We start from the raw sequence: 26,064 nt of genomic DNA, 5'->3' as shown, positions 1-26,064 counted from the left end.
TAAAATGTTAATACACCAGCATACCTTACTGGCTGCGGATGCATCTGAACCTGAGCCCTCAGACCTTCAGAGCAGCTCCTGAAGGTCGGACTCAATGCGATTTCGCCCGTTATGCTTGGCCCGATACAGGGCTTCGTCTGCACGCTTGAGTACAGACTCGCTGCGGTCACCCGCCTTGAACGCCGAGACCCCGATGGAGGCGGTGATGGTTACCGGCTCGCCCCTGAAGTGGAACGGACAGTCGGCAATGGCCAGTCGCAGTTTTTCGAGCAGCGCCAGGCCCATGGCCGGCGTAGCGTCAGGGATCAACAGGACAAACTCTTCACCGCCGAACCGGGCGATAAAATCACCCGGGCGCAGTTGCCTGCGGAGTTGATTGGCAATGATCTTGAGCACTTTGTCGCCTGCCAGATGCCCATAACCATCATTGATCCGCTTGAAATGGTCGAGATCGAGCATGGCGATCAACAACGAGTTGCCCTGTGTTTGCCAGCGTGCGACTGCAAATGCCAGCCGCTCGCCCCAGGCCGCCCGATTGGGCAAACCGGTCAGGGGATCGAGCAGGGCTTTTTGCCGCTGCTCTTCCTGGTGCTCGCGAAAGTCCTGGGCCTGCTGCTCCATTTGCACCACCCGCTCGGCCAATGCTTGCAGGTGTGCTGCGACGTCTTGCTCGCGCGCATCACGCTGCTGCTGGTGTTGATCCAGCGTGCCCAGCAGGCCTTCCAGGCGATTTTCCAGAATGTGTTTGAGACTGCTCAGGTCAACCGCGCCCTGAACGCTGTTTTGCAGCCCGTCGACCTGTTCGCGCAATTGATTGTTCAAGTCAGCCGCGGCAGATCGACCTTCAGTGTGCCCTTCACTGGCCGCCTGAAGGCTGTTCTGGAATGACTCGAGCCGCTCGTTGAGCTGTTTTAGATACGCCTCGAACTCATGCTGGTCACTGTCAGTGACGGCCAGCATCAAGACTGCAAGATCGTCGAGGATCGGTAGTAACTCGTACCAGTTGAGCCCTTTTTCAAGACGAGCTTTCATGGCTTCGGCTTGCGGGCGGTGATGCTCCGGCAACGACAGGTCACTTAGCAGACCCAGCAGGGTTGACTCGATATGCGCCGCCACCGAGCTGTATGAGGGCTCCGGGCTTTCAGGCAGTGCATAGACGGTATCAGGCTCCGGCGGCGCAGCCGGAATCGGGTCTACCGATTCAGGCAGTTCAGCACTGTCGTCAGGTTCAAGGGTGAGCGACTCGACCGGCGCCTCAGGCAGACTGTTCTCTGCATCGACCAGAGCCACCACCGACTCCAGGGCACCGCAGAGAGCTTGTTCTTCCGGCTCATCGGCTGCGGGCACTTCGAGTACGGCAAGGGGCTGTTCAGGCGCCTTTTGAGCGTACTCAGGCAAGGACTGCGCGTGCTCCATTGGCGCCGGTTGCGGCTGCTCAGACACCGGCGGCTGGCTCTCAGCCTGTGGCAACACCGGCGCTGCAGGCAACTTGGCAACCATCGGCTGCAGCATGACTGGCGGTGCCGTGGCTTGTGCTGCAGGTACCGCAACGACTTCGGGCTGGGTTTTGTCTGGGTCTTGAGCGCCGAACAGACGCTGTAACAAGCCCGGTTTGGACGATTCCGGTGCCTGGCGTTGCGGCGCCAGGGCAAGCCCCTGCAAGTTACTCAACTCGTCCAGCAACAGCGGTATCTCACGGGCCTGGCCAGCCCGGCTGTCGAGCTGCCTGGCAAATGCCTTGAGCGGCTTGCTGACTTCACGGGGCAACGGCAACGCCTGCAGTTGAGTGACCAGGGTATTAAGCGCAGTACTGATTTGCGCAACCCGGGTTTCGCGGCGTTGTTCGGAGTCGAGTACGGCTTTTTCGAGACGGGGCAGCAAGGTCGCCAATGCCGCGTCCATCTCGTCAGTACGTACCGCTTCGCGCATTTCCTTCATGCATTGATCAACGGTGCGGTCTGTCCCTTCCGCCGCCAGGGTACTGCGCACCAGGCCCCTGCGCAGCAGGTCGAGCCGCGCATTCCAGCGCCGCTCAAGTTTGTCTTGGCGCTCGATGCTTAAAAGATACTTCTCTTTCCAGCGATTGGCGTCGTCGGAGCTCATGAAGGCGAGCCGCTCAACATCGGCAGTGAATCGCTGCCCACCATTCCCGGCAAACGGATTTCAACTGCCACCGGCAAATGGTCAGAGATAGGCTGGTCCAGCACCTGCACACGCTCAAGGGTCAGGCTGGGGCTGAGCAAAATATGATCAAGACAGCGCTGCGGGCGCCAACTGGGGAAAGTGGCTTGCATTTGTGGCGCCAGCAAACCGAGGTCACGCAGGGGCGAGGTCTGGAGCAGATCGGTGGCATTGGTGTTCATGTCGCCCATCAGCACCTGGTGCTGATAACCGCTAACCAGCTCGCGAATGTAGGCCAGTTGCAGGTTTCGTACTTTAGTCCCCAGCGCCAGGTGCATGACCACGACGGCCAGCGCATCAGGGCCGGTACCAAAGCGCACTAAAATCGCGCCACGACCCGAAGGGCCGGGCAAGGGATGATCTTCAATCGCCGTAGGACGCAAGCGGCTGAGCACGCCATTGCTATGCTGCGCCAGTCGCCCCAGATTGCGATTGAGCTGTTGATACCAGTAAGGGAATTCGCCCTGTTGGGCCAGGTACTTGACCTGATTGATGTAGCCGGATCGGTGGCTACCACCATCAGCTTCCTGCAACGCGACCAGATCAAAGTCGCTCAACAAGTCGCCAATCTTGTCCAGGTTACCGGCCCGCCCTTTGTGTGGCAGTACATGCTGCCAACTGCGGGTCAGGTAATGACGATAACTTTGAGTGCTGTTGCCGACCTGGATATTGAAACTTAGCAGCCGCAAACGCCGATCATCCGGCAGCCCGCAGGTAGCCAGATGATCCTCGTTGACCTGCGGTTCATGCAGGCCAACGATGCGTTTGCTTTTCCAGCCGCGCACGGCAAGGCCCCCTGTTACTTGGCGGCCCGCTCTTTGGCGATCAGTTGATCGGCCACGTTGAGTGCCTGTTCCGGGCCACCGGCAGTACCCAGATCGAATCGGTACTTGCCATCCACGACCATGGTCGGAACGCCGGAGATTTGATAGGCCTTGGCTTTATCTTTGGCCTTCTGGACCGCACCGGCAACGGCGAAGGAGTTGTAGGTGCTCAGGAACTTGTCTTTATCCACGCCTTGAGCCGCCAGGAATTCAGCCATTTCTTCCGGAGTTTTCAGCAGGTTCCCGGACTTGTCGTTCAGGGAAGCCTTGTGGATGGTTTCAAAGACCGCTTTATGAACCTTGTCTTCTACCCCCATGGCTTCGAGGGTGAGGAACAGTTGACCGTGAACGTCCCAGATGCCGCCAAACATGGCCGGGATGCGGACAAAGTTAACGTCTGCCGGCAGCTTCTCAACCCATGGATTGATGGTCGGTTCGAACGCGAAGCAATGCGGGCAGCCGTACCAGAACAACTCAACCACTTCGATCTTGCCGGGCACTGCAACCGGAACAGCGTTGGACAATTCGACGTAGGTCTTACCGGCTTCAAGCGGTACATCGGCAGCTTGAGCGGTCATGCCAAACAGACTGGCACTGACGAGAGCGGCGCTGAGAATCAGATTACGCATGCTTTACTCCTGGGCAAATAAGGTCGCTTCAACGTGACCTGTCTTCAGACAGGTCCGTTCTGGCTTGAGTTCGGTAGTGTAGCGGCAGATGCTACGAAAAAGGGCAGCCGAAGCTGCCCTTTCAGGTTCACAGTCAAGGATTAAACGATCGTTAACACGGCCGAAGGCTTGCATCCCGGCCTGATCGACCCTTAGTGCAGACCCTGTATGTAGCTGGCCAGTGCCTTGATGTCCTTGTTGCTCAACTTCGCAGCAATACCGCGCATGATCATCGAGTCACCGTCGTTGGTGCGCTCGCCTTCGCGGAAGTCGGTAAGTTGTTTCTCGATGTAGCTGGCGTGCTGGCCACCCAGGTGCGGGAAGCCGGCGGCAGCATTGCCCTGGCCGTCCGGGGAGTGGCAACCGGTGCACGCAGGCATGCCTTTTTGCAGGTCGCCACCACGGAACAGGGCTTCGCCACGGGCAACCAGCGCCGGGTCAGCAGCACCCACCGAGTTTTTCTGACTGGAGTAATAGGCCGCGATATCCGCGAGATCCTGATCGTTCAGGTTGGTCAGCAAACCGGTCATTTCCAGAACCTGGCGCTTGCCGTCCTTGATTTCGTGCAGCTGCTTGAGCAGGTAACGGTCACCTTGCCCGGCCAGCTTGGGGAAGTTTGGCGCCATGCTATTGCCGTCCGGACCGTGACACGCGCCACATACAGCGGTTTTTGCCTGACCTGCAGCAGCATCGCCGACAACGGCGGTGGCTGCAGCCTGGGCAATACCGGCGACGCCCAAGGTCAACAGCAGACTCACGAGTAATTTGTTCATCAGCTAATCCAACTACGGCTAAGGGTTAAAGAGTTATGGGCCGGGCTTACTCGTTCACCCAAAGGATGGTTGACCGGTAATCCTCGACACTGCAGTCCATGCACAAACCACGCGGCGGCATCGCCTTGAAACCCTGGGTCACGTGTTGCACCAGCGCTTCCATATCATCCTGTCCTTGGCCTTGAGGCTTCCCGATCACCGGATTTCGGTGCTACGGGCAGTTGACCAGCTGGCAGACAATACAAACGCGGTTGTACACGGCTTCCGGATCCTGTGTAGCCTGAGTGCTGTTAAAGTGGCATCAAGATACCGGCAGCTAGCAGCCATTTCGTCATAAAACGACCTTTTCAGGGTTGGGAGCTTGCTGCGTTCTAATGCGCAACCTAGGTTTATCGCTCCCGTGTTCTTCATCCTACGCTGGGACAAAGCGCACACAAAATCTGCGGCATTATATACTGGCGCCACTGAAACGGAAACGACACGCTCGCCGCGTCCATTCCTGACGCCGCTCACATCGGAAATCCCATGCAACTCAAGAACCCCATTCTCGGTCTGTGCCAACAGGCTACCTTCATGCTCAGCGCCGCCAAAGTTGATCAATGCCCCGACGACGAAGGCTTTGAAGTCGCGTTTGCCGGGCGCTCCAACGCCGGCAAGTCCAGCGCACTCAACACTTTGACCCATGCCAGCCTGGCGCGCACCTCGAAAACTCCGGGGCGCACACAGCTGCTGAACTTCTTCCAGCTGGACGAAGAACGTCGCCTGGTCGACCTGCCGGGTTATGGTTATGCCAAGGTGCCAATCCCGCTGAAGCTGCATTGGCAGCGTCACCTGGAAGCCTATTTCGGCAGCCGTGAAAGCCTCAAAGGCGTGATTTTGATGATGGATATCCGTCATCCAATGACCGATTTCGACCTGTTGATGCTCGACTGGACCGTTTCGAGCGGCATGCCGATGCACATTTTGCTGACCAAAGCCGACAAACTGACGTACGGCGCAGCAAAAAATACCCTGCTCAAAATCCAGGCTGATATTCGCAAGCAGTGGGGCGATGCAGTGACCATCCAGTTGTTCTCCACCCCGAAACGCATGGGCCTGGAAGAGGCGTACACCGTGCTGGCACGCTGGATGGAACTGCCGAACAAAGGCGAAGAAGTGGTCGAGGCCAGCGAGTAAGAAATTCCAGGCAAAAAAAACCCCGGACTTCGTATTGGGGGAAGAAGTTCGGGGTTCAAGTACTGGAACGCTAGGGCGCGCTCCAGATATCTGCCAACACTTAACACAACATCAGGAGCTTTGAAGGGCTTCACCACCCATTCAGTAAATCTGAGTGGCGAAGGGCTGGTTAGTTCCAGAGGGCTAATAACCATTTGCAATAAACCCGGGTTTTCCCTGACTGACAGGCCCGCAATTTCACCTGCAGCCCCTTAGTGCGCCTCATCCCAATTGTTGCCCACACCCACTTCAACCAGCAGCGGCACATCGAGCTTCGCGGCTTCGCTCATGTGGATACGCACTTCATCGCGCACCTGATCCACCAGGTCTTCACGCACTTCAAGCACCAATTCATCGTGTACTTGCAGAATGACCCGGGCATCCAGGCCTGAAGCCGTCAGCCAGTTATCCACAGCCACCATGGCTTTCTTGATGATGTCCGCAGCAGTGCCCTGCATCGGGGCGTTAATTGCAGTCCGCTCTGCGCCTTTGCGCAGCGCCGGGTTTTTTGCATTGATGTCCGGCAAGTACAGGCGACGACCAAAGATGGTCTCTACATAGCCTTGCTCGGCCGCCTGGGTGCGGGTGCGCTCCATGTAATCCAGAACACCCGGGTAGCGGGCGAAATAGCGGTCGATGTAGGCCTGGGACTGTTTGCGGTCGACACCGATCTGCTTGGCCAGGCCGAACGCGCTCATGCCATAGATCAGGCCGAAGTTGATTGCCTTGGCGCTACGGCGCTGATCGACAGTGACATCACCCAGCTCGACGCCGAATACTTCGGCGGCAGTGGCGCTGTGCACGTCCAGGTTATTGCGGAAGGCGTGCAACAAGCCTTCATCCTTGGCCAGGTGGGCCATGATCCGCAGCTCGATTTGCGAGTAGTCCGCTGCCAGCAGTTTGTAGCCTTTAGGCGCCACAAACGCCTGACGAATCCGACGGCCTTCGGCAGTACGGATAGGAATGTTCTGCAAGTTTGGATCGCTGGAGGACAAACGTCCGGTCGCGGTAACAGCCTGGTGGTAAGACGTATGAATCCGGCCTGTACGAGGATTGATCTGCTCAGGCAGGCGATCGGTATAGGTGCTTTTCAGTTTGCTCATAGAGCGGTACTGCATCAGCACCTTGGGCAACGGGAAGTCCTGCTCGGCCAATTCAGCCAGCACCGCTTCAGCGGTCGAAGGCTGGCCCTTGGCGGTTTTGCTGATAATCGGCAAACCGAGCTTTTCGTACAGAATCACGCCTAATTGCTTGGGGGAGCTGAGGTTGAATTCTTCGCCGGCGATGGCGAACGCCTCACGTTCCAGCGCGACCAGCTTGTCACCCAGCTCAACGCTCTGAATACCCAGCAGGTTGGCGTCCACCAGCGCGCCCTGGCGCTCAATGCGCGCCAGTACAGGCACCAGCGGCATCTCAATGTCTGTCAGCACCTTGTTCAGGCTCGGGATCGCCAGCAGTTTTTCGTGCAGTGCCTGATGCAAACGCAGGGTCACGTCGGCATCTTCAGCGGCGTAAGGTCCGGCCTGCTCCAGCGAGATCTGGTCAAAGGTCAGTTGCTTCACGCCCTTGCCGGCAATGTCCTGGAAGCTGGTGGTGCTATGGCCCAGGTATTTCAGCGCCAGGCTGTCCATATCGTGACGCGTGGCAGTGGAGTCGAGCACATAGGATTCGAGCATGGTGTCAAAAGCGACGCCCTGCACCATGATCCCGCAGGCCTGATCACCACCGATGGCGCAGTTGGCCAGGATGTTCATGTCGAACTTAGCGTGCTGGCCCACTTTGGCTTTGGCCGGGTCTTCGAGCAGCGGTTTGAGGGCTCGTAATACCGAATCGCGATCCAGTTGCTCCGGCACGCCCATATAGGAGTGGGTCAGCGGAATGTAGGCCGCTTCGCCCGGCTTGACTGCAAACGACAGCCCCACCAACTGCGCCTGCTGCGCATCCAGGCCGGTGGTTTCAGTATCGAAAGCAATCAACTTGGCGTCGTTAAGCTTTTTCAGCCATACGTCAAAGCGCGCCTGATCCAGGATAGTTTCGTACTGCTGCTCTTCGGCAGGCGGCGCAGGCTCTTCATGAACAATGACCTGGCCGGCGCGCTTGGCATCGCGCTCCACCTCGGCAATCCAGCTTTTGAATTCCAGCTCGGTGTACAACTCGATCAGCTTTTCGCAATCTGGCTGCTTGAGGTGCAGGTCTTCAAGACCGATATCCAATGGCACATCAATTTTGATCGTGGCGAGCCGGTACGACAAAAACGCCATTTCCCGGTGTTCTTCGAGCTTGGCCGGGAGGTTTTTGGCGCCCCGGATCGGCAAGGTCGGCACGATATCGAGCTTCTCGTAGAGGTCGACCAGACCGCCGCCCACACCCACCAGCAAGCCGGATGCGGTCTTCGGACCAATGCCCGGAACCCCGGGAATGTTATCGGACGAGTCGCCCATCAGGGCCAGGTAATCGATGATCTGCTCGGGCGAAACGCCAAACTTCTCTTTCACACCCTCGATGTCCATCACGCTGCCGGTCATGGTATTGACCAGGGTGATGTGGCCATCGACCAGTTGCGCCATGTCCTTGTCGCCCGTCGAGATCACTACCGGGCGGTCTGCCGCCGCGCTGCTGCGGGCCAGCGTGCCGATGACATCGTCGGCCTCGACACCTTCGACGCACAGCAAAGGGAAACCCAGCGCGATAACGCTGGCGTGCAGGGGCTCGATCTGGACCCGCATGTCATCGGGCATGCTTGGGCGATTAGCCTTGTATTCGGCGAACATTTCATCGCGAAATGTTCCGCCCTTGGCATCGAAAACCACCGCAAACGGACTGTCCGGGTACTGTTTGCGCAGGCTTTTAAGCATGTTCAGCACGCCCTTCACGGCACCTGTCGGCAGCCCCTTGGACGTAGTCAGCGGCGGCAGCGCATGGAAGGCGCGGTACAGATATGAAGAACCGTCCACCAGGACGAGGGGAGCTTGGCTCATGAGCAGGATCAACCTTTTCGGCGAGTCCGGCGCTAGAATGTCCGGACCAATGACGACAAAGGGACAAGGTTATCATGCGCACACTAAATCGCCTGTTGCTGACCGGCTTGTTTGCATTCACTCCGCTGCTAACCTTCGCAGCCGATGAAGCAGTCACAGCTGACCCAGACGTAACCATTCGCACGGAAGGCGATAAAACGATCCAGGAATACCGTCAAAACGGTTTTCTCTATGCCATCAAGGTCACCCCAAAAGGAGCACCGCCGTACTTTTTAGTGCGCGCTGATGGTACTGATGCCAATTTCATCCGTTCCGACCAGCCGGATATGCTGATTCCATCGTGGAAAATCTTCGAATGGAAATAGCGTCTTAACTTTAATCGGCGCCGACTCAACGCGGCGCCCGTACTGGCAGTTTTAAACCATGTCTGTATTCACGCCCCTGACTCGCACCGAGTTGGAAACTTTTCTTGCGCCTTACGGGCTTGGCCGCCTGCTCGATTTCCAGGGGATTGCCGCTGGCAGCGAAAACACCAATTACTTCATCAGTCTGGAGCAGGGCGAATATGTCCTGACCCTGGTTGAGCGTGGCCCGATCAAAGAGATGCCGTTCTTCATCGAACTGCTCGATGTGCTGCACAGCGCAGAACTGCCGGTGCCTTTCGCCCTGCGTACCGTCGACGGCCAGGCCCTGCGTGAACTCAAGGGCAAACCGGCGCTGCTGCAACCGCGCCTGGCAGGCAAACATATTCGTGAAGCCAATGCCCAGCATTGCGCGCAGGTCGGCGAGCTGCTTGGTCACTTGCATGTGGCCACCCGCGACAAGGTGCTGGAGCGCAAGACTGACCGCGGGCTGGACTGGATGCTGGCAGAAGGGCCTGCACTAATGGCCGATCTGTCACCTGAGGCGGCGCAATTGCTGCAAAACGCGTTGATTGAAATCAGCGCGCATAAAGAGCAGATCCTCGCGTTGCCCCGGGCCAACCTGCATGGCGACCTGTTCCGCGATAACGCCATGTTTGAAGGCACGCATCTGACTGGCCTGATCGACTTTTACAACGCGTGCTCAGGCCCGATGCTGTATGACGTTGCGATCGCCCTGAATGACTGGTGCGCTGACGAAGACGGCAAGATTGACGCCCCGCGCGCCCGCGCGTTACTCGGTGCCTATGCCGCACTGCGCCCGTTTACTGCAAGCGAAGCCCAATTGTGGCCGACGATGCTGCGGGTCGCATGCGTGCGCTTTTGGCTGTCGCGCCTGATCGCGGCCCATACCTTTGCCGGGCAAGACGTGCTGATTCACGATCCGGGCGAATTCGAACGCCGTCTGGCCGTGCACCAGACAGTGACAGTTCATCTGCCTTTTGCCCTGTAAGGCCGGAGCGAGCCTGCTGGCGAGCTGTGTGTAATTGAAATGCTCGCCAGCAGGCTCGCTCCTGCAGGCTCTATTGGTGCGGGGTTACAAGCTTTCCAGGCAGCCCGCCAGGTCATTGCCCAGCTTCTCCAGCAGTTGCTCATAGCCCTGCGCCGTCGCCGGGGTATAGCCGCCCAGGGCATCCAGCTCAGCCAACTTGACCGGCAAGCCGGCGGTCAGGGTGTCTGCCAGACGCGGACGCAAAGGCGGGTCACTGAATACGCAGGTCTTGCCCGCTTCCTGCAGACGCTTACGCATGGCGGCGACGTGCTGGGCCCCTGGCTGTACTTCTGCAGCCACGCTGAAAACACCCGCATGCTTTAGGCCGTAAGCGCTTTCGAAATAGTCGTAGCCCTCATGGAATACAAAGAACGGCTTGTCGGAAATCCCCGCCAGACGTGTTTTCAGGCGCGCATCCAGGGCGTCCAGACGCTGATTGAAAGCCGCCAGATTCGCTTGATACCGGGCAGCGTTGGCCGGGTCTTTCTGACTCAGGTCAGCCGCCATTTTGGCCGCGATCACACGGGCGTTGGCCGGGGCCAGCCACAGGTGCGCATCCAGCGTTCCAGGACGGTGATCGTGGTCGTGTTCGGCCGCATCTTCGGCATGGGAGTGGCTATCTTCGGAGAAATGACGAAGCTTAAGCTCAGGCAGCGTGTAGACCGCCACCGATGGCAAAGTGCGGGTTTTGATCACCCGCGGCATGAAACCTTCCATGTCCGGGCCAATCCAGTACAAAAGATCAGCCGACTGCACGCGCCGTACGTCGGAAGGACGCAGGGCATAGTTATGCGGCGAAGCATTGGGCGGCAAAAGCACCTCGGGATGGCCCACGCCGTCCTGCACAGCAGCCGCAATCAGCTGCAAGGGTTTGATGCTGGTCAACACGCTGACCTCGGCCCGGGCCGGGCCAATTAGGGCCAAACTGGCGGTTAGAGCAAGAAAAATAGAAAAAAGACGGGGCACGATGAGCACTCATGGTGGTTGAAACAGGTAACATAATAACGTCTCTCTCAAAAATCGTCGCCGCCCATGCCTATTACACCGCTTGCCAGTCGTCCCCATGACCACTCCCATTGTGTCCACAGCGCCCTTAGCGAAGCGGATGTGCTGTGCGCGCAAAAGGGTTTGCGCCTGACTGCACTGCGCCGCCGGGTGCTGGAACTGGTGTGGCAAAGTCACAAGCCGCTGGGCGCCTACGACATTCTGGCAGTACTCAGCGAGCAGGACGGCCGCCGGGCAGCGCCACCGACCGTCTATCGGGCGCTGGATTTTCTGCTGGAGAACGGCCTGGTGCATCGCATCGCCTCACTGAACGCCTTTATTGGTTGCAGCCACCCCGAGCACGCGCATCAGGGTCAGTTTTTGATCTGCCGCAACTGCCATGCCGCCATCGAACTCGAGCAAAAAACCATCAGCGACGCAATCATCAACAGTGCGCTGGATGTCGGCTTTACTGTCGAAGGCCAGACCGTCGAAGTGGTCGGTTTGTGTTCGGGTTGCCGGGAGGCCTGATGAGCGCTGCACTGATACGTTTGGACCGGGTCACCGTGACCTTCGCCGGGCAAGACGTGCTCGACAATATCGAGCTGAGTGTCGAGCCGGGCCAGATCGTCACCCTCATCGGCCCCAACGGCGCCGGCAAAACCACACTGGTCAAAGCCGTGCTCGGCCTGCTCAAGCCCACCAGTGGCAGCGTCTGGCGCAAACCCAGGTTGCGGGTCGGCTACATGCCGCAAAAACTGCACGTCGATCCGACATTGCCGCTCTCGGTTTTACGCTTTTTGCGTCTGGTGCCGGGCGTGGACAGGGCGCAAGCCCTTGCCGCGCTGAAAGAAGTCGGCGCCGAAAAGGTCATCGACAGCCCCGTGCAAAGTGTGTCCGGTGGCGAAATGCAGCGCGTACTGCTGGCCCGCGCCCTGCTGCGCAAACCGGAGTTGCTGGTGCTTGACGAGCCGGTACAGGGCGTCGATGTCGCTGGCCAGGCCGAGCTGTACAGCCTGATTACCCGCCTGCGCGACCGCCATGGCTGTGGCGTGCTGATGGTGTCCCACGATTTGCATCTGGTCATGAGCACCACCGACCAGGTGGTCTGCCTCAATCGCCATGTCTGCTGTTCGGGCCACCCGGAACAAGTCAGCAATGACCCGGCTTTCGTCGAACTGTTCGGCAAAAACGCACAGAGCCTGGCGATTTATCATCACCATCATGACCACGCCCATGACTTGCATGGTTCGGTGGTCAGCGAAGACGCCACAACGGCACCCGCCCACGTTCATGGAGAAGGCTGCAAGCATGGCTGATTTTCTGTTTTACGCCCTGCTGGCAGGTCTGGCCCTGGCGATCGTCGCCGGCCCCCTGGGCTCATTTGTGGTGTGGCGACGAATGGCCTATTTCGGCGACACGCTATCCCATGCGGCTTTGCTGGGGGTGGCGATGGGGTTCCTGCTGGATGTCAGCCCTACCATTGCCGTGACTGTCGGCTGTCTGCTGCTGGCAGTCCTGTTGGTCACCTTGCAACAGCGCCAGCCGTTGGCATCTGACACATTGCTCGGAATACTTGCACCCAGCACCTTGTCCCTCGGGCTGGTCGTACTAAGCTTCATGCATGAAGTACGAATCGACCTGATGGCTTATCTGTTTGGTGATCTGCTGGCCATCAGCCCCAACGATTTGATGTGGATCATGGGCGGTAGCGCTGTGGTTCTGGCATTGCTGGTGGCGCTGTGGCGGCCGCTGCTGGCGATCACCGTGCATGAAGAGCTGGCCACTGTTGAAGGCTTGCCGGTAGCGGCGTTGCGCATGATGCTGATGCTGTTGATCGCAATTGTTATTGCCGTAGCAATGAAGATTGTCGGCGTGTTATTGATCACGTCCTTGCTGATCATCCCGGCAGCAGCTGCCCAGCGCCACGCCCGCTCTCCGGAGCAGATGGCCCTGGGTGCCAGTTTGCTGGGAATGCTGGCGGTGTGTGGTGGCCTGGCACTTTCATGGTTCAAAGACACGCCGGCGGGACCATCAATTGTGGTGTGTGCCGCGGCACTGTTTCTGCTGAGTTTTGTTCTGCCCCGTCGAGGGGTGTAGACTTGCTCGTTTTTTGCGCACTTAGAGAGCCGCAGGAATGAAGCTGTTCAACTCCCGTTACTTGCTCCTGGCCGCATTTTCCTTGCTGCTGGGCGCCTGCCAAAGCACACCCTCCGGCGACACACCTGTCCCGGATGCGCGCGCTACGGCCATCGCACAGCTGGAGCAAAACCTGGCCAGCAGCGAACTCGCGACCGCTGAAGATCAACTGGCTACCTTGCAGAAGCAAACGCCGGATGATCCACAATTGGTGCAATACCAGCGTCAACTGGCAGAAGCCTACTTGCAACGCAGTCAGATCGTGCTGCAAAAAGGTGATGTCAACGCTGCTGCCACGGCACTGAGCCGCGCCCGCGCCTTGATGCCCACGGCTCCAGCGCTGACCGGCGGTGTCAACAGTGCCATTGCCCATGCGCGCAAGGCCGAACTGGATAAAGCCGAAGCCGCACTCAAGGCTGCCGAGGCCAGACCACCGGCCAGGGTTATCGACCCTGCCGCAGAGAGCACCACAGTTACGCTTAACATCGAGGATATTGCGAAACTTCGCCATCAACTGAATCTGATCGCGCAAGATATCGTCAATTACCAGTGTGCTGTCAGCCTGCAGGTTCCGCGCACAGCGGACTTCCCATGGCTGTCCACGCTGATCAGCAAGCGGGTGAAAAAACTCGATCCGGCGTTCGATCTGAAAGTTGAACGTCAGATCATTCGCCATGTGCCTGCGCAAATAGTGCTGATCCCAAGTAAACCCTAGGTCCAGGCAAACCTGCAGCAAGCAGCTGGTTCGCAACAGGGTCATCTCTGACCCCATCGCGAACCAGCCAGCTGCTGCAGAGCCCTTCGTTTACGCCGGAACGGCTTTGGCCTTCGGCTCCCGGGCCCACACACGGTGCTGCCCGATCGCGGCAAAGAACGCCTTCAGATCCTTGCCATCCTTGATTGCCAGCAACCCCTCATCGGCCTGCAAATGCAGAACGTCCAGCAGCTGTCTGGCTTCGCCATGCAAGGCAATCGCCTTCAGGTGCTTATAGGCTTCGAGCAGGTAGTGCAACGCCACGCCATCGGTGCTCAAGGTTTTGATCGAAGCCGCGCCACCCGGCACGTACACCGCATCAAAGGCAACCGACGGCATGCCTTCCATGGATGCATCAACCGGCAGCAATTTGCCGTCTGCGGTTTTCACCGGCGCAGACGTAGGACCCAACAATTTGGCATGGGCGCCTTCACTCGCCAGCGCCTTTTTCAGAGCATCAATCGCTGCGCCATCAACCCCGTTGGCGGCAAGAATTGCCACTTTACGGGTTTTGATATTGCCCGGTAGCAGATTGGCCTGACTTAAGGCCGGGGAGCGGCTGACGCTGGTTTTGCGCTCCGCTTGCGTACCCGCCTTCGGTGCAGGCAAGCCCAGGTTCTCAGCCACCCGCCTGGCCAGCTCAAGGTCGATATTGGCCAGGATTTCATTCACCTGGCGCTCCCGGATGGGCACACGCTCGACCTTGCCCAATTCAAAACTGTAGGCCGCAATAATGTGTTCTTGCTCATGCTTGCTCATGCTGCGGAAAAACAGCCGGGCCTGGGAGAAGTGATCGCTGAACGACTCGCTGCGCTGACGAATCTTGTTGGCGTCGATGCGCTCGGGATAAGACTCAAACCCCCCGTCATGGGCTGCAGGCGGGGTTTCTTTCGGCCAGCCAGCGTCGATGGAGTTCGGCTCATAGGACGCCCGGCCTTTGTTGATGGTGCTACGGTGCTGCGCGTCACGCTGATTATTGTGAAACGGCGCGACGGGGCGATTGATCGGAATCTCGTGAAAGTTCGGCCCGCCCAGACGGCTGATTTGCGTATCGGTGTAGGAAAACAGCCGGCCCTGCAGCAACGGGTCATTGGAAAAGTCGATACCCGGCACGATATGACCCGGGCAAAAAGCCACTTGCTCGGTTTCCGCAAAAAAGTTGTCGGGGTTACGGTTGAGTACCATCTTGCCCAAAGGCGTAATCGGCACCAGTTCTTCGGGGATCAGCTTGGTCGGATCAAGAATATCGAAGTCGAATTTATGCTCGTCTTCCTCCGAAATGATCTGCACGCCGAATTCCCACTCAGGGTAATCGCCGGTTTCAATCGACTCCCACAGATCACGGCGGTGGTAATCGGTGTCTTTACCTGCCAGTTTTTGCGCTTCGTCCCACACCAGCGAGCAAGTACCCACACTCGGACGCCAGTGGAATTTGACGAAGCTGGATTTGCCTTCAGCGTTGATCAGACGGAACGTATGCACGCCGAACCCCTGCATGCTGCGCAGGCTTTTAGGAATGGCACGGTCAGACATCGCCCAAATAACCATGTGCGCAGATTCCGGCACCAGTGAGACGAAGTCCCAGAACGTGTCATGAGCTGAGCCGCCCGTAGGCATTTCGTTATGGGGCTCAGGTTTTACCGCGTGTACGAAATCCGGAAACTTGATCGCGTCCTGAATAAAAAACACCGGCATATTGTTGCCGACCAGATCGAAGTTGCCTTCATCGGTGAAAAATTTCACGGCAAAACCGCGCACATCACGCACGGTATCCCCGGAGCCGCGCGGGCCCTGGACGGTGGAGAAACGCACAAAAACCGGAGTTTTCTTACCCGGGTCCTGCAGGAAACCCGCCTTGGTCAGTGCGCTGTGGGATTTATAAGTCTGGAAGTAGCCGTGGGCGCCGGTACCTCGAGCATGAACAATGCGCTCTGGAATTCGCTCATGGTCAAAATGGGTGATCTTCTCGCGCATAATGAAGTCTTCGAGCAGCGAGGGGCCTCTGGCGCCGGCTTTCAGGGTGTTTTGATTGTCTGCAACCTTCACCCCCTGATTGGTCCGCAGAGCCTGATCGGTTGCGTCATCACGAAAAGTTTCGAGGCTATCGAGTTTGACGTTGGTGTTGCCACGATCCAAGGTGTCGGTGCCGGCCATCTGGCTCTTGTTGGAAGACGGTTTTTTGCTACTCATCAGACTAAACTCCTTGTTGGCGAAAGCCCTGTTGGCCGGGCTTCCTGGACTAATCTCCCGAGGCGGGTCCTAGTACTGACTTTTAGCGTTTACCGTCGTTCCTTAATTCAGACCATCAGTCGTCTTATTGCCAAATCAAAGGTCCCAGCGCAAATAAATGCTAAGAACCTCTATACGGACAGGCTAAAATGCGCGCCCGGCTAACCGCTGATCTTCTATTTTCGCGCCCCACAAGGTTCGCTACGTGATTGAGTTCCATAACGTTCATAAAACCTACCGGGTTTCCGGTAAGGACATTCCCGCGTTGCACTCCACCAGTCTGCGTGTCGAGAGCGGCCAGGTTTTCGGCCTGATTGGCCACTCCGGCGCGGGCAAAAGTACCCTGCTGCGCCTGATCAACCGCCTCGAAACCCCGAGTGGCGGGCAGATCATCGTCGACAACGAAGACGTGACGGCGATGGATGCCAACGGCCTGCGACGGTTTCGCCAGCAAGTCGGCATGATCTTCCAGCACTTCAACCTGCTGGCCTCCAAGACTGTGGCCGATAACGTGGCCATGCCCCTGACGCTGGCCGGTGAATTGTCCCGCAAGGACATCGATCTGCGGGTCGCCGAGTTGCTCGCGCGGGTAGGTCTGTCCGACCACGCCAAGAAATATCCGGCGCAACTGTCAGGCGGCCAAAAACAACGCGTAGGCATTGCCCGTGCACTGGCCACCAAACCCAAAGTGCTGCTGTGTGACGAAGCCACCAGTGCCCTGGACCCGCAAACCACGGCCTCGGTCTTGCAGTTGCTGGCTGAGATCAACCGCGAACTGAAGCTGACCATCGTCCTGATCACCCACGAGATGGATGTGATCCGTCGCGTGTGCGACCACGTAGCGGTGATGGATGCAGGCGTAATCGTCGAGCAAGGCCCGGTCGCCCAAGTGTTCCTGCACCCCAAGCACCCGACCACCAAGCGTTTTGTCCAGGAAGACGAGCAGATCGACGAAAGCGAGCAGCGCGACGACTTCGCCCATGTTCCTGGCCGTATCGTGCGCCTGACCTTCCAGGGCGAATCCACCTACGCACCTTTGCTGGGCACTGTCGCCCGTGAAACGGGGGTGGATTACAGCATCCTGGCCGGTCGTATCGATCGCATCAAAGACACCCCCTACGGGCAACTGACCCTCGCCATTACCGGTGGCGACATGGAAGCGGCTTTCGCCCGCTTCACTGCGGCTGACGTTCATATGGAGGTGCTGCGCTGATGGAATCCCTGTTGAGTTTCTTTTCCAACATTGACTGGTTCGAAATCTGGCTGGCAACCGGCGACACCATGATGATGCTCGGCGGCTCGCTGCTGTTCACCATCCTGCTTGGCCTGCCGCTGGGCGTACTGCTGTTTTTGTGCAGCCCGCGCCAACTGTTCGAGCAAAAGGCGGTATACGCCATATTGTCACTGGCGGTGAACATTCTGCGTTCGCTGCCATTCATCATTTTGTTGATTGTGATGATCCCGCTCACCGTTCTGATTACCGGAACCTCCCTGGGCGTAGCGGGCGCGATCCCGCCTCTGGTGGTCGGCGCTACGCCGTTCTTCGCCCGTCTGGTCGAGACCGCGCTGCGTGAAGTGGATCGCGGCATCATCGAAGCTACTCAGGCCATGGGCGCCAGCACACGTCAGATCATTACCAGCGCCTTGTTGCCTGAAGCGCGCCCCGGCATCTTTGCAGCGATTACCGTGACCGCCATTACGCTGGTGTCCTACACCGCCATGGCAGGTGTGGTCGGCGCCGGCGGCCTGGGTGATTTGGCGATCCGTTTCGGCTATCAGCGCTTCCAGACCGACGTGATGATTGTCACGGTGGTGCTGTTGCTGATTCTGGTGCAAATTCTGCAAACCGTTGGTGATCGGCTAGTGGTGCACTTTTCGCGCAAGTAAGCGCGACCTCTCGTTAATAAACGTAACCGCCAGCCCAGGGCTGGCAGGCACCTGAAGTCGGGTGTTCACAAGGAGTTGCTGAATGAAGAAGTTATTTGCTGCCGTGGCCGCTGTAGCCGCATTTTCCGCCCATGCGGGCGATCTGTCGGTCGCAGCCACACCGGTACCCCACGCCGAGATTCTGGAGTTCGTGAAACCGGCACTGGCCAAAGAGGGCGTGAACCTCAAGGTCAAGGTTTTCACCGACTACATCCAGCCAAACGTGCAGGTGGCCGAAAAACGTCTGGATGCCAACTTCTTCCAGCACCAGCCGTACCTGGACGAGTTCAACAAGGCCAAGGGGACAAACCTGGTCAGCGTTGCAGCCGTACACCTGGAGCCACTGGGTGCTTACTCCAGCAAGTACAAGAAGCTGGATGATCTGCCGAATGGGGCCACCGTGGTCATTCCGAACGACGCCACCAACGGCGGCCGTGCCCTGTTGTTGCTGGACAAGGCGGGCCTGATCAAGCTCAAGGACTCGAGCAACATCCTGTCGACGCCAAAAGACATCGAACAGAACGCCAAGAACCTGAAATTCCGCGAGCTGGAAGCAGCGACCATCCCCCGTGTTCTGACTCAAGTCGATCTGGCGTTGATCAACACCAACTACGCGCTGGAAGCCAAGCTGAACCCGGAAAAAGACGCCCTGGTCATTGAAGGCAGCGATTCGCCTTACGTGAACATTCTGGTCGCTCGCCCGGACGACAAAGACTCGGCTGATATGCAGAAGTTGGTTGCTGCCTTGCACAGCCCTGAAGTGAAAGCGTTCATCAACGAGAAGTACAAAGGCGCCATCATCCCGGCGTTCTGATCCTCTGATCTTTCTGTAGGAGCGAGCTCGCTCCTACAGATTGCCCCTCGCGTCCTTTATTTGCGCTCTACCAACCCCGGCAATTGGGCAACCATTTTGGCGGTGTTGAACGGTGCGCGAATGAAACCCCGCTGGGTGCCGTCCGGCCCGATCAGCGCCAGGTTGCCACTGTGGTCGACGGTGTAGTTGGGCTTGCTGGTATCCGCCGGGATGAACGGGATGCTCACGGCATTCGCCAGTGTTTGCAGATCTTTTATGGAAGCAGGGGTCAGCCCCACGAACTGCGGGTCGAAGTAACCCAGGTATTGCTTGAGCTGCTGCGGCGTATCGCGGTTCGGGTCGACACTGACCAGCACGATCTGCAGTTTGTCCTGTACGTCCTTGGGCAGTTCACTTTTGATCTGACGCAGCTGGGCGAGGGTGGTCGGGCAGATGTCAGGGCAGAAGGTGTAGCCGAAAAACAGCATGCTCCACTTGTCTTTCAGTTCATTCATGAGCACCGGCTGACCGTTCTGGTCGGTCATCTTCACATCCGGCAAATGACGGCTCTGCGGCAGCAGAATGATCCCGGCATCGATCAGGGACGTGTTGTCGCCCTGGCTTTTGCTCGACATCATTTTGTTAAACGTCAGGCCCATGACCAATGCCACCAGCGCGACGAGGATATAAACGGTTTTTTGAGTTCTAGTCATAGGTTCAACACTAAGTAATGATCGACAAGCAGCGCGATGAATAGCAGCAGCAAGTAGTAAATAGAGTACTTGAAGGTGTTGATCGCAGCGTGCGGCGCAGTGCCACGGTACAGCACCCAAGCCCAATGCAGAAAGCGTGCGCCCAACACTAGTGCACATACCAGATAGAGCAGGCCGCTCATGTGAATCACAAACGGCAGCAAGCTGACCGCCAGCAGCACGAGGGTGTACAGCAGAATATGTACCTTGGTGTAGTGCTCGCCGTGGGTCACGGGCAACATGGGGATATCCGCTTTGGCGTACTCCGCCTTGCGGTGGATCGCCAGCGCCCAAAAGTGCGGTGGGGTCCAGGCAAAGATGATCAACACCAGCAGCAACGGCTCGGCGGTGACATGCCCCGTGACTGCCACCCAGCCCAGCAGCGGCGGCGCCGCACCGGCCAGCCCGCCGATCACGATATTTTGCGGCGTGGCCCGCTTCAGAAAGCCTGTGTAAATAAGCGCGTAGCCCAATAGAGAAGCCAGCGTTAGCCAGGCCGCCAGGGCATTGGTGTACACCAATAGCAGCACCAGCCCCGACAGCGACAGCAATAGCGCGAACGACAATCCCGCCAGCGGTGAAACCCGCCCTTCGGCCAGCGGTCGCTTATGGGTGCGGGCCATCATGGCATCAATACGCCGATCCACCACATGATTGACCGCCGCCGCGCCACCGGCGCACAGGCCAATCCCCAGGTTTCCGAACACCAGTACCGTCCACGGCACGCCCGCGCGGGTAGCCAGAAACATGCCCACCAGCGAAGTAACCAGCATCATCAGGACCACCCTCGGCTTGGTCAGCTCCAGATAGTCACGCCAGAGCCCCTGGCGCTGATGTTCGCCAGTCACGGTCGCCATGGCAATTCTCCTTTGAGGGTGACGAGACCAGGCGTATGGCGCCGGGGGCTGAAAATCCAGCGGGAGAAGCGCGGGGCCTTGACCCTGACCAATGCCGTGCGGGCGTGGTAATTGACCAGCACCAGCGTCAGCAACAACGCCGCGCCCCCCGCGTTGTGAGCCACCGCGACCACCAGTGGCAGACCAAACAGCACATTGCTCATTCCCAGGCTGATCTGCACTCCCAGCGCCAGCAGCAGCAAGCCCGCCAACCGGGTCATGCCGACTTTGCGCAGTTGCCAGGCCAGGCCCAATAACACCAGGGTCAGCAGCACAGCGCCGAGCCTGTGGGTAAGGTGAATGGCAGTGCGCGCCTCGCTGTCCAGTTGCCCGCCCAAATAGTTGGGGCCGATATGCTGGGTCAGATGAAAGCCATTGGCGAAGTCGGCCTGGGGCCACCATTCACCATGACAGGTCGGCAGATCGACGCAGGCCACGGCGGCGTAGTTGGAACTGACCCAGCCCCCCAGCGCGATTTGCATGATCGCCAGCACCAGCCCGGCCGTTGCCCAGCGCTGCAGGCGGCGGGGTATAGCCAGGGCGGGCAGCACCCCGGACAGACGCAAGGTCAGTAAAAACAACAAACTCAGGGTCGCAAACCCGCCGAGCAAATGCCCCGTCACCACCTGGGGCCACAACTTGAGCGTTACCGTCCACATGCCAAAGGCCGCTTGTGCGATCACCACCAACAAAATAAACAACGGCAGTTTTAACGGCTGATCCTGCAACCGACGCTGGCTCCAGGCCCGTGCCGCCAGCAGCAGAATCAACAGCCCGAGGGTGCCGGCAAAATAGCGGTGCACCATCTCGCTCCAGCCTTTGTCGGCCTGCACCGGGGCATCGGGAAAGTGCAGCTCGGCGTGGGCCAGTTGCGCCTCACTTTGCGGCACGCTGATAAAACCGTAGCAACCGGGCCAGTCCGGGCAGCCTAGGCCTGCATGGGTGAGGCGGGTGTAGGCGCCGAGCAATACCACCACCAGCGCCAGCAAGGTGGCCAACAATGCGAGACGAAATCCAGCTTTAGCCATGACCTGGCCCCTATCCGATGTTGGACAGCTTCAGCAGATGGCGGAGGTCGTTGAGCACGTCCTTGCCGTTGACCTGCGGGTCGTAGCGCAGCACCAGATTGCCGTGGGGGTCGATTATCCACAGTTGCGCCGCGCCATTGCCTTCAGCGCCCTGTGTATAAGTCGGCAGGTCCAGTGTGTAGCGCTGTAATTGCGGATACTCGCGTTGCAATTTGGCGGCGTATTGCGCGTCCACCGGCTGCGCCACCGCCAAGCCGTGGCTCGCCCGCGACGCATCGCGGCCCAGTCCGACCTGAAGCTGGCGTGCCAGATACACCAACTGCTGGCAATCGGCAGCACAGCCTTGGGGGGCCGTTACCAGCAGTTGCCAGCGCTGCTCATCGGTCACGACGCCAAGGGCCGCGCGATTCTGCCCGTTCCCCAGCAGTTCTCCGTGGTAGCTGCGGCTTTCAGGCACCCAGAACTTGAGCTTGTACATGCCCGTGGCCAGCACCATGGGGCCGATGGTCAGCAGCAGAATAAGGATCAGCTGCAATCGCCCGCGGCGCCGGGTGGCAGGGGATGGGGCGCGAGCTGTATCAGGCGGATTGATGGCCGTTGCCATGACGTTTCTCCCGAGCGTTGTGCCAACCGAGGTACAGATAAAGACCGAGCAGGGCCAGCGCCATGGCGAACCACTGCACGGCATAGGCGGTGTGTTTTTCCGGGCCCATGCCCGTGGAAATAAGTGGCCAGTCAGCCTGATACGCGGCCGGGCCGGGGGCGATACGGATTTCATCGGCAAAACCTTCGCGGCCCAGCTCGGCCCAAAGTTTGGCTGGCTCCACCGTTGTCACCAGCCGCGGCCAGGGCGCGTCAAGCGGGTCGGCGTGTAATTGAAAGGGGGCGCCTGGCGACTCATAAACCCAGGCCTGCACATCCAGGGTCTGTTGCGCAGTGCTGAATACCGGCGGTGTGTGACGGCTCGGCCACGGCAGCCAGCCACGATTGAGCAGCAGCCACTGGCCGCTGGCTTGATCCTGAAAGGGTTGCAGCAGCTCGACACCGACCTGGCCATCCCGCATACGGTTGTCCAGCAGCAGGCTGTGTTGCCCGTCTAAATGCCCCCGCAATTGCACACGGCGAAAGGCCGGTTGCTCCACATTCAGCAGCTGGCCTGCGGTCAGCGGCGCGGCGGCCTGACGTTCTGCGTAGCTATCGAGCAGCGCGCGTTTCTGCTCCCCGCGGCTCAGTTGCCAAAAACCCAGGAACACCAGCAGCGGCAGTAACGCCAGCACCACCAGTGTCGGCGCGATGCCGGGGCGAAAGCGCGTCATGGGCGCTGACTCACAACACGTATACGAACAGGAACAACCCGAGCCACACCACATCCACAAAGTGCCAGTACCAGGTCGCAGCCTGGAAACCAAACTGGTGCTCGGTATTGAAATGCCCGCGTATCACCCGGATCAGCATCACCAGCAAAATCAGGGCGCCGATGGTCACGTGGGCACCGTGGAAACCGGTGAGCATAAAGAACGTCGCGCCATACACCCCGGAGCCCAGAGTCAGGCCCAGCTCTTTGTACGCGTGGATGTACTCCTCGGCCTGAAACCCCAAAAATCCGACCCCGAGCAAAACCGTCAGGCCCAACCAGAACTTCAGCGCCCCGCGATGGCCCTTGTTCAAGGCATGGTGAGCGATGGTCAGGGTGATGCTGGAACTGACCAGCAACACCGTGTTGAGCAGCGGCAAGCCCCACGGGCTGATGGTGCCTTTAGGCGGTGGATATAGCGCAGGGTCGGGGGTGTGCAGCAACGGCCAGGCAAACTGAAAGTCAGGCCACAGCATGTGCGCCACCGCCTTGCTGCCCTCGCCACCCAACCACGGACCGGAAAAGTGCCGCACGTAAAACAGCGCACCAAAAAACGCGATAAAGAACATCACTTCAGAAAAAATAAACCAGGTCATGCCCCAGCGAAACGAACGATCCAGTTGCGCGCTGTATAGCCCGGCCCGGCTCTCCCTGATCACTGCGCCGAACCAGCCAAACAGCATGTACGCAACGATCAGGCCGCCAATAAAGAAAATCAGCGGGCCATGGGACTCGGGTCGCGCCGCCTTGAGGTCGTTGAACCAGGTGCCCAGGCCATACACCGTGACCAACAGCCCCACCGTGGCAATGATCGGCCACTTGCTTTGAGGCGGGACATAGTAGTGATCGTGAGTTGCCATGGAGCGTTCTCCTTATCGGGCAAGCCGGGTTTCGTCCTTGCCGGCGTTAGCGGCGACAGGCGGATGGCGAGCAGTGATATCGAACAGCGTGTAGGCCAGCGTCAGGTGTTTCACATCCTTGGGCATGTCGCGGTCGACGATAAAACGCATCGGCATCTCCAGGCTTTGGCCCGGTTGCAACACCTGTTGGGTAAAGCAAAAACACTCGGTTTTGTGGAAGTACTGGGCGGCTTCGGCCGGTGAAATACTCGGCACGGCTTGCGCCGTCATCGGGTGGTCAGTGGGGTTGGAGACTACAAACACCATCTCGTTAACCGCCCCGGGGTTGACCACCAACTGATCGCCCTTGGGATAGAACTCCCACACCATGTCGATGGCATTGGTCGACAAGAACTGCACGCGCACATGCCGGGTCGGGTCGACCACTTGCTCACCTTCGTACTGTCCGGCGGTCTTGCCGTTGATGCCGAAGGCTTTGCACATCACGTCGTAAATCGGCACCAGGGCGAAACCAAAGGCGAACATCACCACCACCATCAACAACAGGCGCAGGACCAGGCGTTTGACCGCAGTTGAGTTAGCCATAAGCGGCTTCCTGTGGGGGCGAGCTTGCTCGCAATGACAGCAGCGAATTTATCAAGGCAAACCGGGCCGTCTGCATTGCGAGCCAGCTCGCTCCTGCAGGGACTCGGCATGCACCGGTCACTTGATTTCCGGCGGCGTGGTGAAGGTGTGATATGGCGCGGGCGAGGGCACGCTCCATTCCAGACCTTCGGCGCCGTCCCAGGGTTTGGCGGGGGCCTTGGGGCCACCACGAATGCATTTGATGACAATGAACAGGAATAGAAGCTGCGTAGTGCCGAACATGAACCCGCCAATCGAGGACACCATGTTGAAGTCGGCGAACTGCAGGTTGTAGTCCGGAACCCGGCGCGGCATGCCGGCCAGACCGACAAAGTGCATCGGGAAGAACGTCAGGTTCATGCCCACAAACGACAGCCAGAAATGCAACTTCCCGAGGGTTTCGTCGTACATGTGGCCAGTCCATTTCGGCAGCCAGTAATAGGTCGAAGCGAAGATCCCGAAAATCGCCCCCGGCACCAGTACGTAATGGAAATGTGCGACCACGAAATAGGTGTCGTGGTACTGGAAGTCTGCCGGCGCGATGGCCAGCATCAACCCGGAGAACCCGCCGATGGTGAACAGAATTACGAAGGCCACGGCGAACAGCATTGGCGTCTCGAAGGTCAGCGAGCCTTGCCACATGGTGCTGACCCAGTTGAAAACCTTGACCCCGGTCGGCACCGCAATCAGCAGCGTGGCATACATAAAGAACAGTTCACCGACCAGGGGAATCCCCACCACAAACATATGGTGGGCCCAGACGATGAATGACAGGAAGGCGATGCTGGCCGTGGCGTAGACCATTGAGGTGTAGCCGAATAACGGCTTGCGCGAGAAGGTCGGAATGATCGCGCTGATGGCACCGAAGGCCGGCAGGATCATGATGTAGACCTCGGGGTGGCCGAAGAACCAGAACACATGCTGGAACAACACCGGGTCACCGCCGCCCGCGGCACTGAAGAAGCTGGTGCCGAAGTGGATGTCCATCAACATCATGGTGACCACCCCTGCCAGCACGGGCATCACCGCTATCAGCAGGAAGGCCGTGATCAGCCAGGTCCAGACGAACAGCGGCATTTTCATCAGCGTCATGCCGGGAGCACGCAAATTGAGGATGGTGGCGATCACGTTGATCGCGCCCATGATCGAACTGATGCCCATTAAATGGATGGCAAAAATAAAATAAGTCACGCTTTCAGGGGCATAGGTCGTGGACAGTGGCGCGTAGAAGGTCCAGCCAAAATTAGGCCCGCCACCGGCCATGAACAGGGTCGAGATCAGCAGTGCGAAAGCGGCAGGCAGCAGCCAGAAGCTGAAGTTGTTCATCCGCGGCAAGGCCATGTCGGGGGCGCCGATCATCAGCGGAATCATCCAGTTGGCCAGCCCGACAAACGCCGGCATCACTGCGCCAAATACCATGATCAGCCCGTGCATGGTGGTCATCTGGTTGAAAAAGGCCGGCGCCACAATCTGTAATCCCGGCTGGAACAGTTCGGCGCGAATCACCATGGCGAAGGATCCACCGAGCAAAAACATGCAGAAGCTGAACCACAGATACAAGGTGCCAATGTCTTTATGGTTGGTGGTCAACACCCAGCGCATAAGGCCTTTGGCCGGGCCGTGGGCGTGGTCTTGCGCAGGCCCGTGGTCATCAATAACCGCACTCATGTCCT

25 protein-coding genes and 1 pseudogene are annotated in these 26,064 nt (G+C 58.7%); 10 read left to right on the top strand and 16 right to left on the bottom strand.

Translation table 11 applies throughout. The features are described 5' to 3' along the window. Positions 1-66 precede the first annotated feature (66 nt). From WG29040_RS18645 to WG29040_RS18625, 5 genes and pseudogenes are all read right to left on the bottom strand, one after another. Positions 67-2,103 (bottom strand): GGDEF domain-containing protein, encoded by a 2,037-nt coding sequence (locus WG29040_RS18645; protein WP_127196661.1) that lies wholly within the window; start codon positions 2,101-2,103, stop codon positions 67-69. Continuing rightward, the gene (locus tag WG29040_RS18640; RefSeq protein WP_127196660.1) at positions 2,100-2,966 is read right to left on the bottom strand and encodes an endonuclease/exonuclease/phosphatase family protein; all 867 of its coding nucleotides are present in this window, start codon (positions 2,964-2,966) and stop codon (positions 2,100-2,102) included. The genes WG29040_RS18645 and WG29040_RS18640 overlap by 4 nt, the downstream gene beginning before the upstream one ends. A 14-nt stretch (positions 2,967-2,980) precedes the next feature. Further along, positions 2,981-3,634 (bottom strand): thiol:disulfide interchange protein DsbA/DsbL, encoded by a 654-nt coding sequence (locus WG29040_RS18635; RefSeq protein ID WP_003437668.1) that lies wholly within the window; start codon positions 3,632-3,634, stop codon positions 2,981-2,983. 191 nt (positions 3,635-3,825) lie between these two features. Beyond that, positions 3,826-4,446, bottom strand: coding sequence for a cytochrome c (locus WG29040_RS18630; protein ID WP_003437669.1), 621 nt, complete (start codon positions 4,444-4,446; stop codon positions 3,826-3,828). 46 nt (positions 4,447-4,492) lie between these two features. Next, positions 4,493-4,781 (bottom strand): annotated as a pseudogene (locus WG29040_RS18625) (cytochrome c5 family protein). Positions 4,782-4,971: 190 nt separating this feature from the next. Between WG29040_RS18625 and yihA the strand changes: the two are divergent. After that, a complete protein-coding gene (gene yihA / locus WG29040_RS18620; RefSeq protein ID WP_003437678.1) occupies positions 4,972-5,622 on the top strand; it encodes a ribosome biogenesis GTP-binding protein YihA/YsxC in 651 nt (216 codons plus the stop codon). 251 nt (positions 5,623-5,873) lie between these two features. On the opposite strand, the gene polA is transcribed toward yihA, so the two are convergent. Beyond that, complete coding sequence (gene polA, locus WG29040_RS18615) at positions 5,874-8,639, bottom strand: DNA polymerase I (protein WP_127196659.1); 2,766 nt, start codon at positions 8,637-8,639, stop codon at positions 5,874-5,876. Positions 8,640-8,713: 74 nt separating this feature from the next. Here polA and WG29040_RS18610 point away from each other — a divergent pair, with 74 nt between their 5' ends. Together WG29040_RS18610 and WG29040_RS18605 are read left to right on the top strand one after the other, a co-directional pair. Continuing rightward, complete coding sequence (locus WG29040_RS18610) at positions 8,714-9,004, top strand: DUF2782 domain-containing protein (RefSeq protein ID WP_003437683.1); 291 nt, start codon at positions 8,714-8,716, stop codon at positions 9,002-9,004. Between the two features lie 58 nt (positions 9,005-9,062). Next, positions 9,063-10,013, top strand: coding sequence for a homoserine kinase (locus tag WG29040_RS18605; RefSeq protein ID WP_003437685.1), 951 nt, complete (start codon positions 9,063-9,065; stop codon positions 10,011-10,013). A gap of 84 nt (positions 10,014-10,097) precedes the next feature. Here WG29040_RS18605 and WG29040_RS18600 read toward each other — a convergent pair whose 3' ends face one another. Next, positions 10,098-11,018: a zinc ABC transporter substrate-binding protein gene (locus WG29040_RS18600; protein WP_127196658.1), complete on the bottom strand. Its 921-nt coding sequence runs from the start codon at positions 11,016-11,018 to the stop codon at positions 10,098-10,100. Positions 11,019-11,084: 66 nt separating this feature from the next. Between WG29040_RS18600 and WG29040_RS18595 the strand changes: the two genes are divergently transcribed. Genes WG29040_RS18595 through WG29040_RS18580 form a run of 4 tightly spaced genes read left to right on the top strand, consistent with a single transcriptional unit; the run spans position 11,085 to position 13,890 of the window. Beyond that, a complete protein-coding gene (locus tag WG29040_RS18595) occupies positions 11,085-11,567 on the top strand; it encodes a Fur family transcriptional regulator (protein WP_029612723.1) in 483 nt (160 codons plus the stop codon). After that, positions 11,567-12,355: a zinc ABC transporter ATP-binding protein ZnuC gene (gene znuC, locus WG29040_RS18590; RefSeq protein ID WP_003437692.1), complete on the top strand. Its 789-nt coding sequence runs from the start codon at positions 11,567-11,569 to the stop codon at positions 12,353-12,355. Before WG29040_RS18595 ends, znuC begins: the two co-directional genes overlap by 1 nt. Beyond that, positions 12,348-13,136, top strand: coding sequence for a zinc ABC transporter permease subunit ZnuB (znuB, locus tag WG29040_RS18585; protein WP_127196657.1), 789 nt, complete (start codon positions 12,348-12,350; stop codon positions 13,134-13,136). The genes znuC and znuB overlap by 8 nt, the downstream gene beginning before the upstream one ends. A gap of 37 nt (positions 13,137-13,173) precedes the next feature. After that, on the top strand, positions 13,174-13,890 hold the full coding sequence (locus tag WG29040_RS18580) for a PA5502 family lipoprotein (RefSeq protein WP_003437696.1): 717 nt from the start codon (positions 13,174-13,176) through the stop codon (positions 13,888-13,890). Between the two features lie 90 nt (positions 13,891-13,980). Here WG29040_RS18580 and katE read toward each other — a convergent pair whose 3' ends face one another. Further along, entirely contained in the window at positions 13,981-16,173 is a 2,193-nt protein-coding gene (gene katE / locus WG29040_RS18575; protein ID WP_256681561.1) for a catalase HPII, read from the bottom strand. A gap of 190 nt (positions 16,174-16,363) precedes the next feature. On the opposite strand from katE, the gene WG29040_RS18570 reads away from it, so the two are divergent. From WG29040_RS18570 to WG29040_RS18560, 3 genes are all read left to right on the top strand, one after another. After that, complete coding sequence (locus WG29040_RS18570; protein ID WP_003437703.1) at positions 16,364-17,371, top strand: methionine ABC transporter ATP-binding protein; 1,008 nt, start codon at positions 16,364-16,366, stop codon at positions 17,369-17,371. After that, a complete protein-coding gene (locus WG29040_RS18565) occupies positions 17,371-18,045 on the top strand; it encodes a methionine ABC transporter permease (RefSeq protein WP_003437705.1) in 675 nt (224 codons plus the stop codon). Before WG29040_RS18570 ends, WG29040_RS18565 begins: the two co-directional genes overlap by 1 nt. Positions 18,046-18,127: 82 nt before the next feature. Continuing rightward, entirely contained in the window at positions 18,128-18,898 is a 771-nt protein-coding gene (locus WG29040_RS18560) for a MetQ/NlpA family ABC transporter substrate-binding protein (RefSeq protein WP_010656765.1), read from the top strand. 56 nt (positions 18,899-18,954) lie between these two features. Here the strand turns inward: WG29040_RS18560 and WG29040_RS18555 are convergent, their stop codons facing one another. The 8 genes from WG29040_RS18555 to ctaD all read right to left on the bottom strand — a co-directional run bounded on the left by WG29040_RS18555 (position 18,955) and on the right by ctaD (position 26,059). After that, complete coding sequence (locus WG29040_RS18555) at positions 18,955-19,590, bottom strand: SCO family protein (protein WP_127196655.1); 636 nt, start codon at positions 19,588-19,590, stop codon at positions 18,955-18,957. After that, complete coding sequence (gene cyoE, locus WG29040_RS18550) at positions 19,587-20,486, bottom strand: heme o synthase (protein ID WP_003437711.1); 900 nt, start codon at positions 20,484-20,486, stop codon at positions 19,587-19,589. Before cyoE ends, WG29040_RS18555 begins: the two co-directional genes overlap by 4 nt. Further along, positions 20,474-21,553 carry a heme A synthase gene (locus WG29040_RS18545; RefSeq protein ID WP_003437713.1) on the bottom strand — a complete coding sequence of 360 codons (1,080 nt, stop codon included), beginning with the start codon at positions 21,551-21,553 and terminating at the stop codon, positions 20,474-20,476. The genes cyoE and WG29040_RS18545 overlap by 13 nt, the downstream gene beginning before the upstream one ends. Positions 21,554-21,563: 10 nt before the next feature. Then, positions 21,564-22,157, bottom strand: coding sequence for a hypothetical protein (locus WG29040_RS18540; RefSeq protein WP_003437715.1), 594 nt, complete (start codon positions 22,155-22,157; stop codon positions 21,564-21,566). After that, positions 22,132-22,869 (bottom strand): SURF1 family protein, encoded by a 738-nt coding sequence (locus WG29040_RS18535; RefSeq protein ID WP_010656764.1) that lies wholly within the window; start codon positions 22,867-22,869, stop codon positions 22,132-22,134. The genes WG29040_RS18540 and WG29040_RS18535 overlap by 26 nt, the downstream gene beginning before the upstream one ends. 10 nt (positions 22,870-22,879) lie before the next feature. Continuing rightward, the gene (locus tag WG29040_RS18530; RefSeq protein WP_003437717.1) at positions 22,880-23,767 is read right to left on the bottom strand and encodes a cytochrome c oxidase subunit 3; all 888 of its coding nucleotides are present in this window, start codon (positions 23,765-23,767) and stop codon (positions 22,880-22,882) included. A gap of 12 nt (positions 23,768-23,779) precedes the next feature. After that, on the bottom strand, positions 23,780-24,352 hold the full coding sequence (locus WG29040_RS18525; RefSeq protein WP_127196654.1) for a cytochrome c oxidase assembly protein: 573 nt from the start codon (positions 24,350-24,352) through the stop codon (positions 23,780-23,782). Positions 24,353-24,469: 117 nt separating this feature from the next. Next, positions 24,470-26,059 carry a cytochrome c oxidase subunit I gene (gene ctaD / locus WG29040_RS18520; protein ID WP_003437719.1) on the bottom strand — a complete coding sequence of 530 codons (1,590 nt, stop codon included), beginning with the start codon at positions 26,057-26,059 and terminating at the stop codon, positions 24,470-24,472. Between the last annotated feature and the right edge of the window lie 5 nt (positions 26,060-26,064).

It is taken from the genome of Pseudomonas sp. PAMC 29040, from assembly GCF_003994535.1.
GTDB classification, from domain to species: Bacteria; Pseudomonadota; Gammaproteobacteria; order Pseudomonadales; family Pseudomonadaceae; genus Aquipseudomonas; species Aquipseudomonas paraversuta.
The sequence above is the reverse complement of the archived record's forward strand: the minus strand, read 5'-3'. Positions and strand labels throughout refer to the sequence as shown.

Bases quoted from the DNA above. Each gene is read 5' to 3' on its own strand.
- ctaD (WP_003437719.1), bottom strand. From the start codon at position 26,059: ATGAGTGCGGTTATTGATGACCACGGGCCTGCGCAAGACCACGCCCAC.
- cyoE (WP_003437711.1), bottom strand. From the start codon at position 20,486: ATGGCGACCGTGACTGGCGAACATCAGCGCCAGGGGCTCTGGCGTGAC.
- WG29040_RS18635 (WP_003437668.1), bottom strand. From the start codon at position 3,634: ATGCGTAATCTGATTCTCAGCGCCGCTCTCGTCAGTGCCAGTCTGTTT.
- WG29040_RS18545 (WP_003437713.1), bottom strand. From the start codon at position 21,553: ATGGCTAAAGCTGGATTTCGTCTCGCATTGTTGGCCACCTTGCTGGCG.
- WG29040_RS18530 (WP_003437717.1), bottom strand. From the start codon at position 23,767: ATGGCAACTCACGATCACTACTATGTCCCGCCTCAAAGCAAGTGGCCG.
- WG29040_RS18595 (WP_029612723.1), top strand. From the start codon at position 11,085: ATGCCTATTACACCGCTTGCCAGTCGTCCCCATGACCACTCCCATTGT.
- WG29040_RS18610 (WP_003437683.1), top strand. From the start codon at position 8,714: ATGCGCACACTAAATCGCCTGTTGCTGACCGGCTTGTTTGCATTCACT.
- WG29040_RS18565 (WP_003437705.1), top strand. From the start codon at position 17,371: ATGGAATCCCTGTTGAGTTTCTTTTCCAACATTGACTGGTTCGAAATC.
- znuC (WP_003437692.1), top strand. From the start codon at position 11,567: ATGAGCGCTGCACTGATACGTTTGGACCGGGTCACCGTGACCTTCGCC.
- WG29040_RS18535 (WP_010656764.1), bottom strand. From the start codon at position 22,869: ATGACGCGCTTTCGCCCCGGCATCGCGCCGACACTGGTGGTGCTGGCG.
- yihA (WP_003437678.1), top strand. From the start codon at position 4,972: ATGCAACTCAAGAACCCCATTCTCGGTCTGTGCCAACAGGCTACCTTC.
- WG29040_RS18630 (WP_003437669.1), bottom strand. From the start codon at position 4,446: ATGAACAAATTACTCGTGAGTCTGCTGTTGACCTTGGGCGTCGCCGGT.
- WG29040_RS18605 (WP_003437685.1), top strand. From the start codon at position 9,063: ATGTCTGTATTCACGCCCCTGACTCGCACCGAGTTGGAAACTTTTCTT.
- WG29040_RS18560 (WP_010656765.1), top strand. From the start codon at position 18,128: ATGAAGAAGTTATTTGCTGCCGTGGCCGCTGTAGCCGCATTTTCCGCC.
- znuB (WP_127196657.1), top strand. From the start codon at position 12,348: ATGGCTGATTTTCTGTTTTACGCCCTGCTGGCAGGTCTGGCCCTGGCG.
- WG29040_RS18540 (WP_003437715.1), bottom strand. From the start codon at position 22,157: ATGGCAACGGCCATCAATCCGCCTGATACAGCTCGCGCCCCATCCCCT.
- WG29040_RS18555 (WP_127196655.1), bottom strand. From the start codon at position 19,590: ATGACTAGAACTCAAAAAACCGTTTATATCCTCGTCGCGCTGGTGGCA.
- WG29040_RS18525 (WP_127196654.1), bottom strand. From the start codon at position 24,352: ATGGCTAACTCAACTGCGGTCAAACGCCTGGTCCTGCGCCTGTTGTTG.
- WG29040_RS18645 (WP_127196661.1), bottom strand. From the start codon at position 2,103: ATGAGCTCCGACGACGCCAATCGCTGGAAAGAGAAGTATCTTTTAAGC.
- polA (WP_127196659.1), bottom strand. From the start codon at position 8,639: ATGAGCCAAGCTCCCCTCGTCCTGGTGGACGGTTCTTCATATCTGTAC.
- WG29040_RS18580 (WP_003437696.1), top strand. From the start codon at position 13,174: ATGAAGCTGTTCAACTCCCGTTACTTGCTCCTGGCCGCATTTTCCTTG.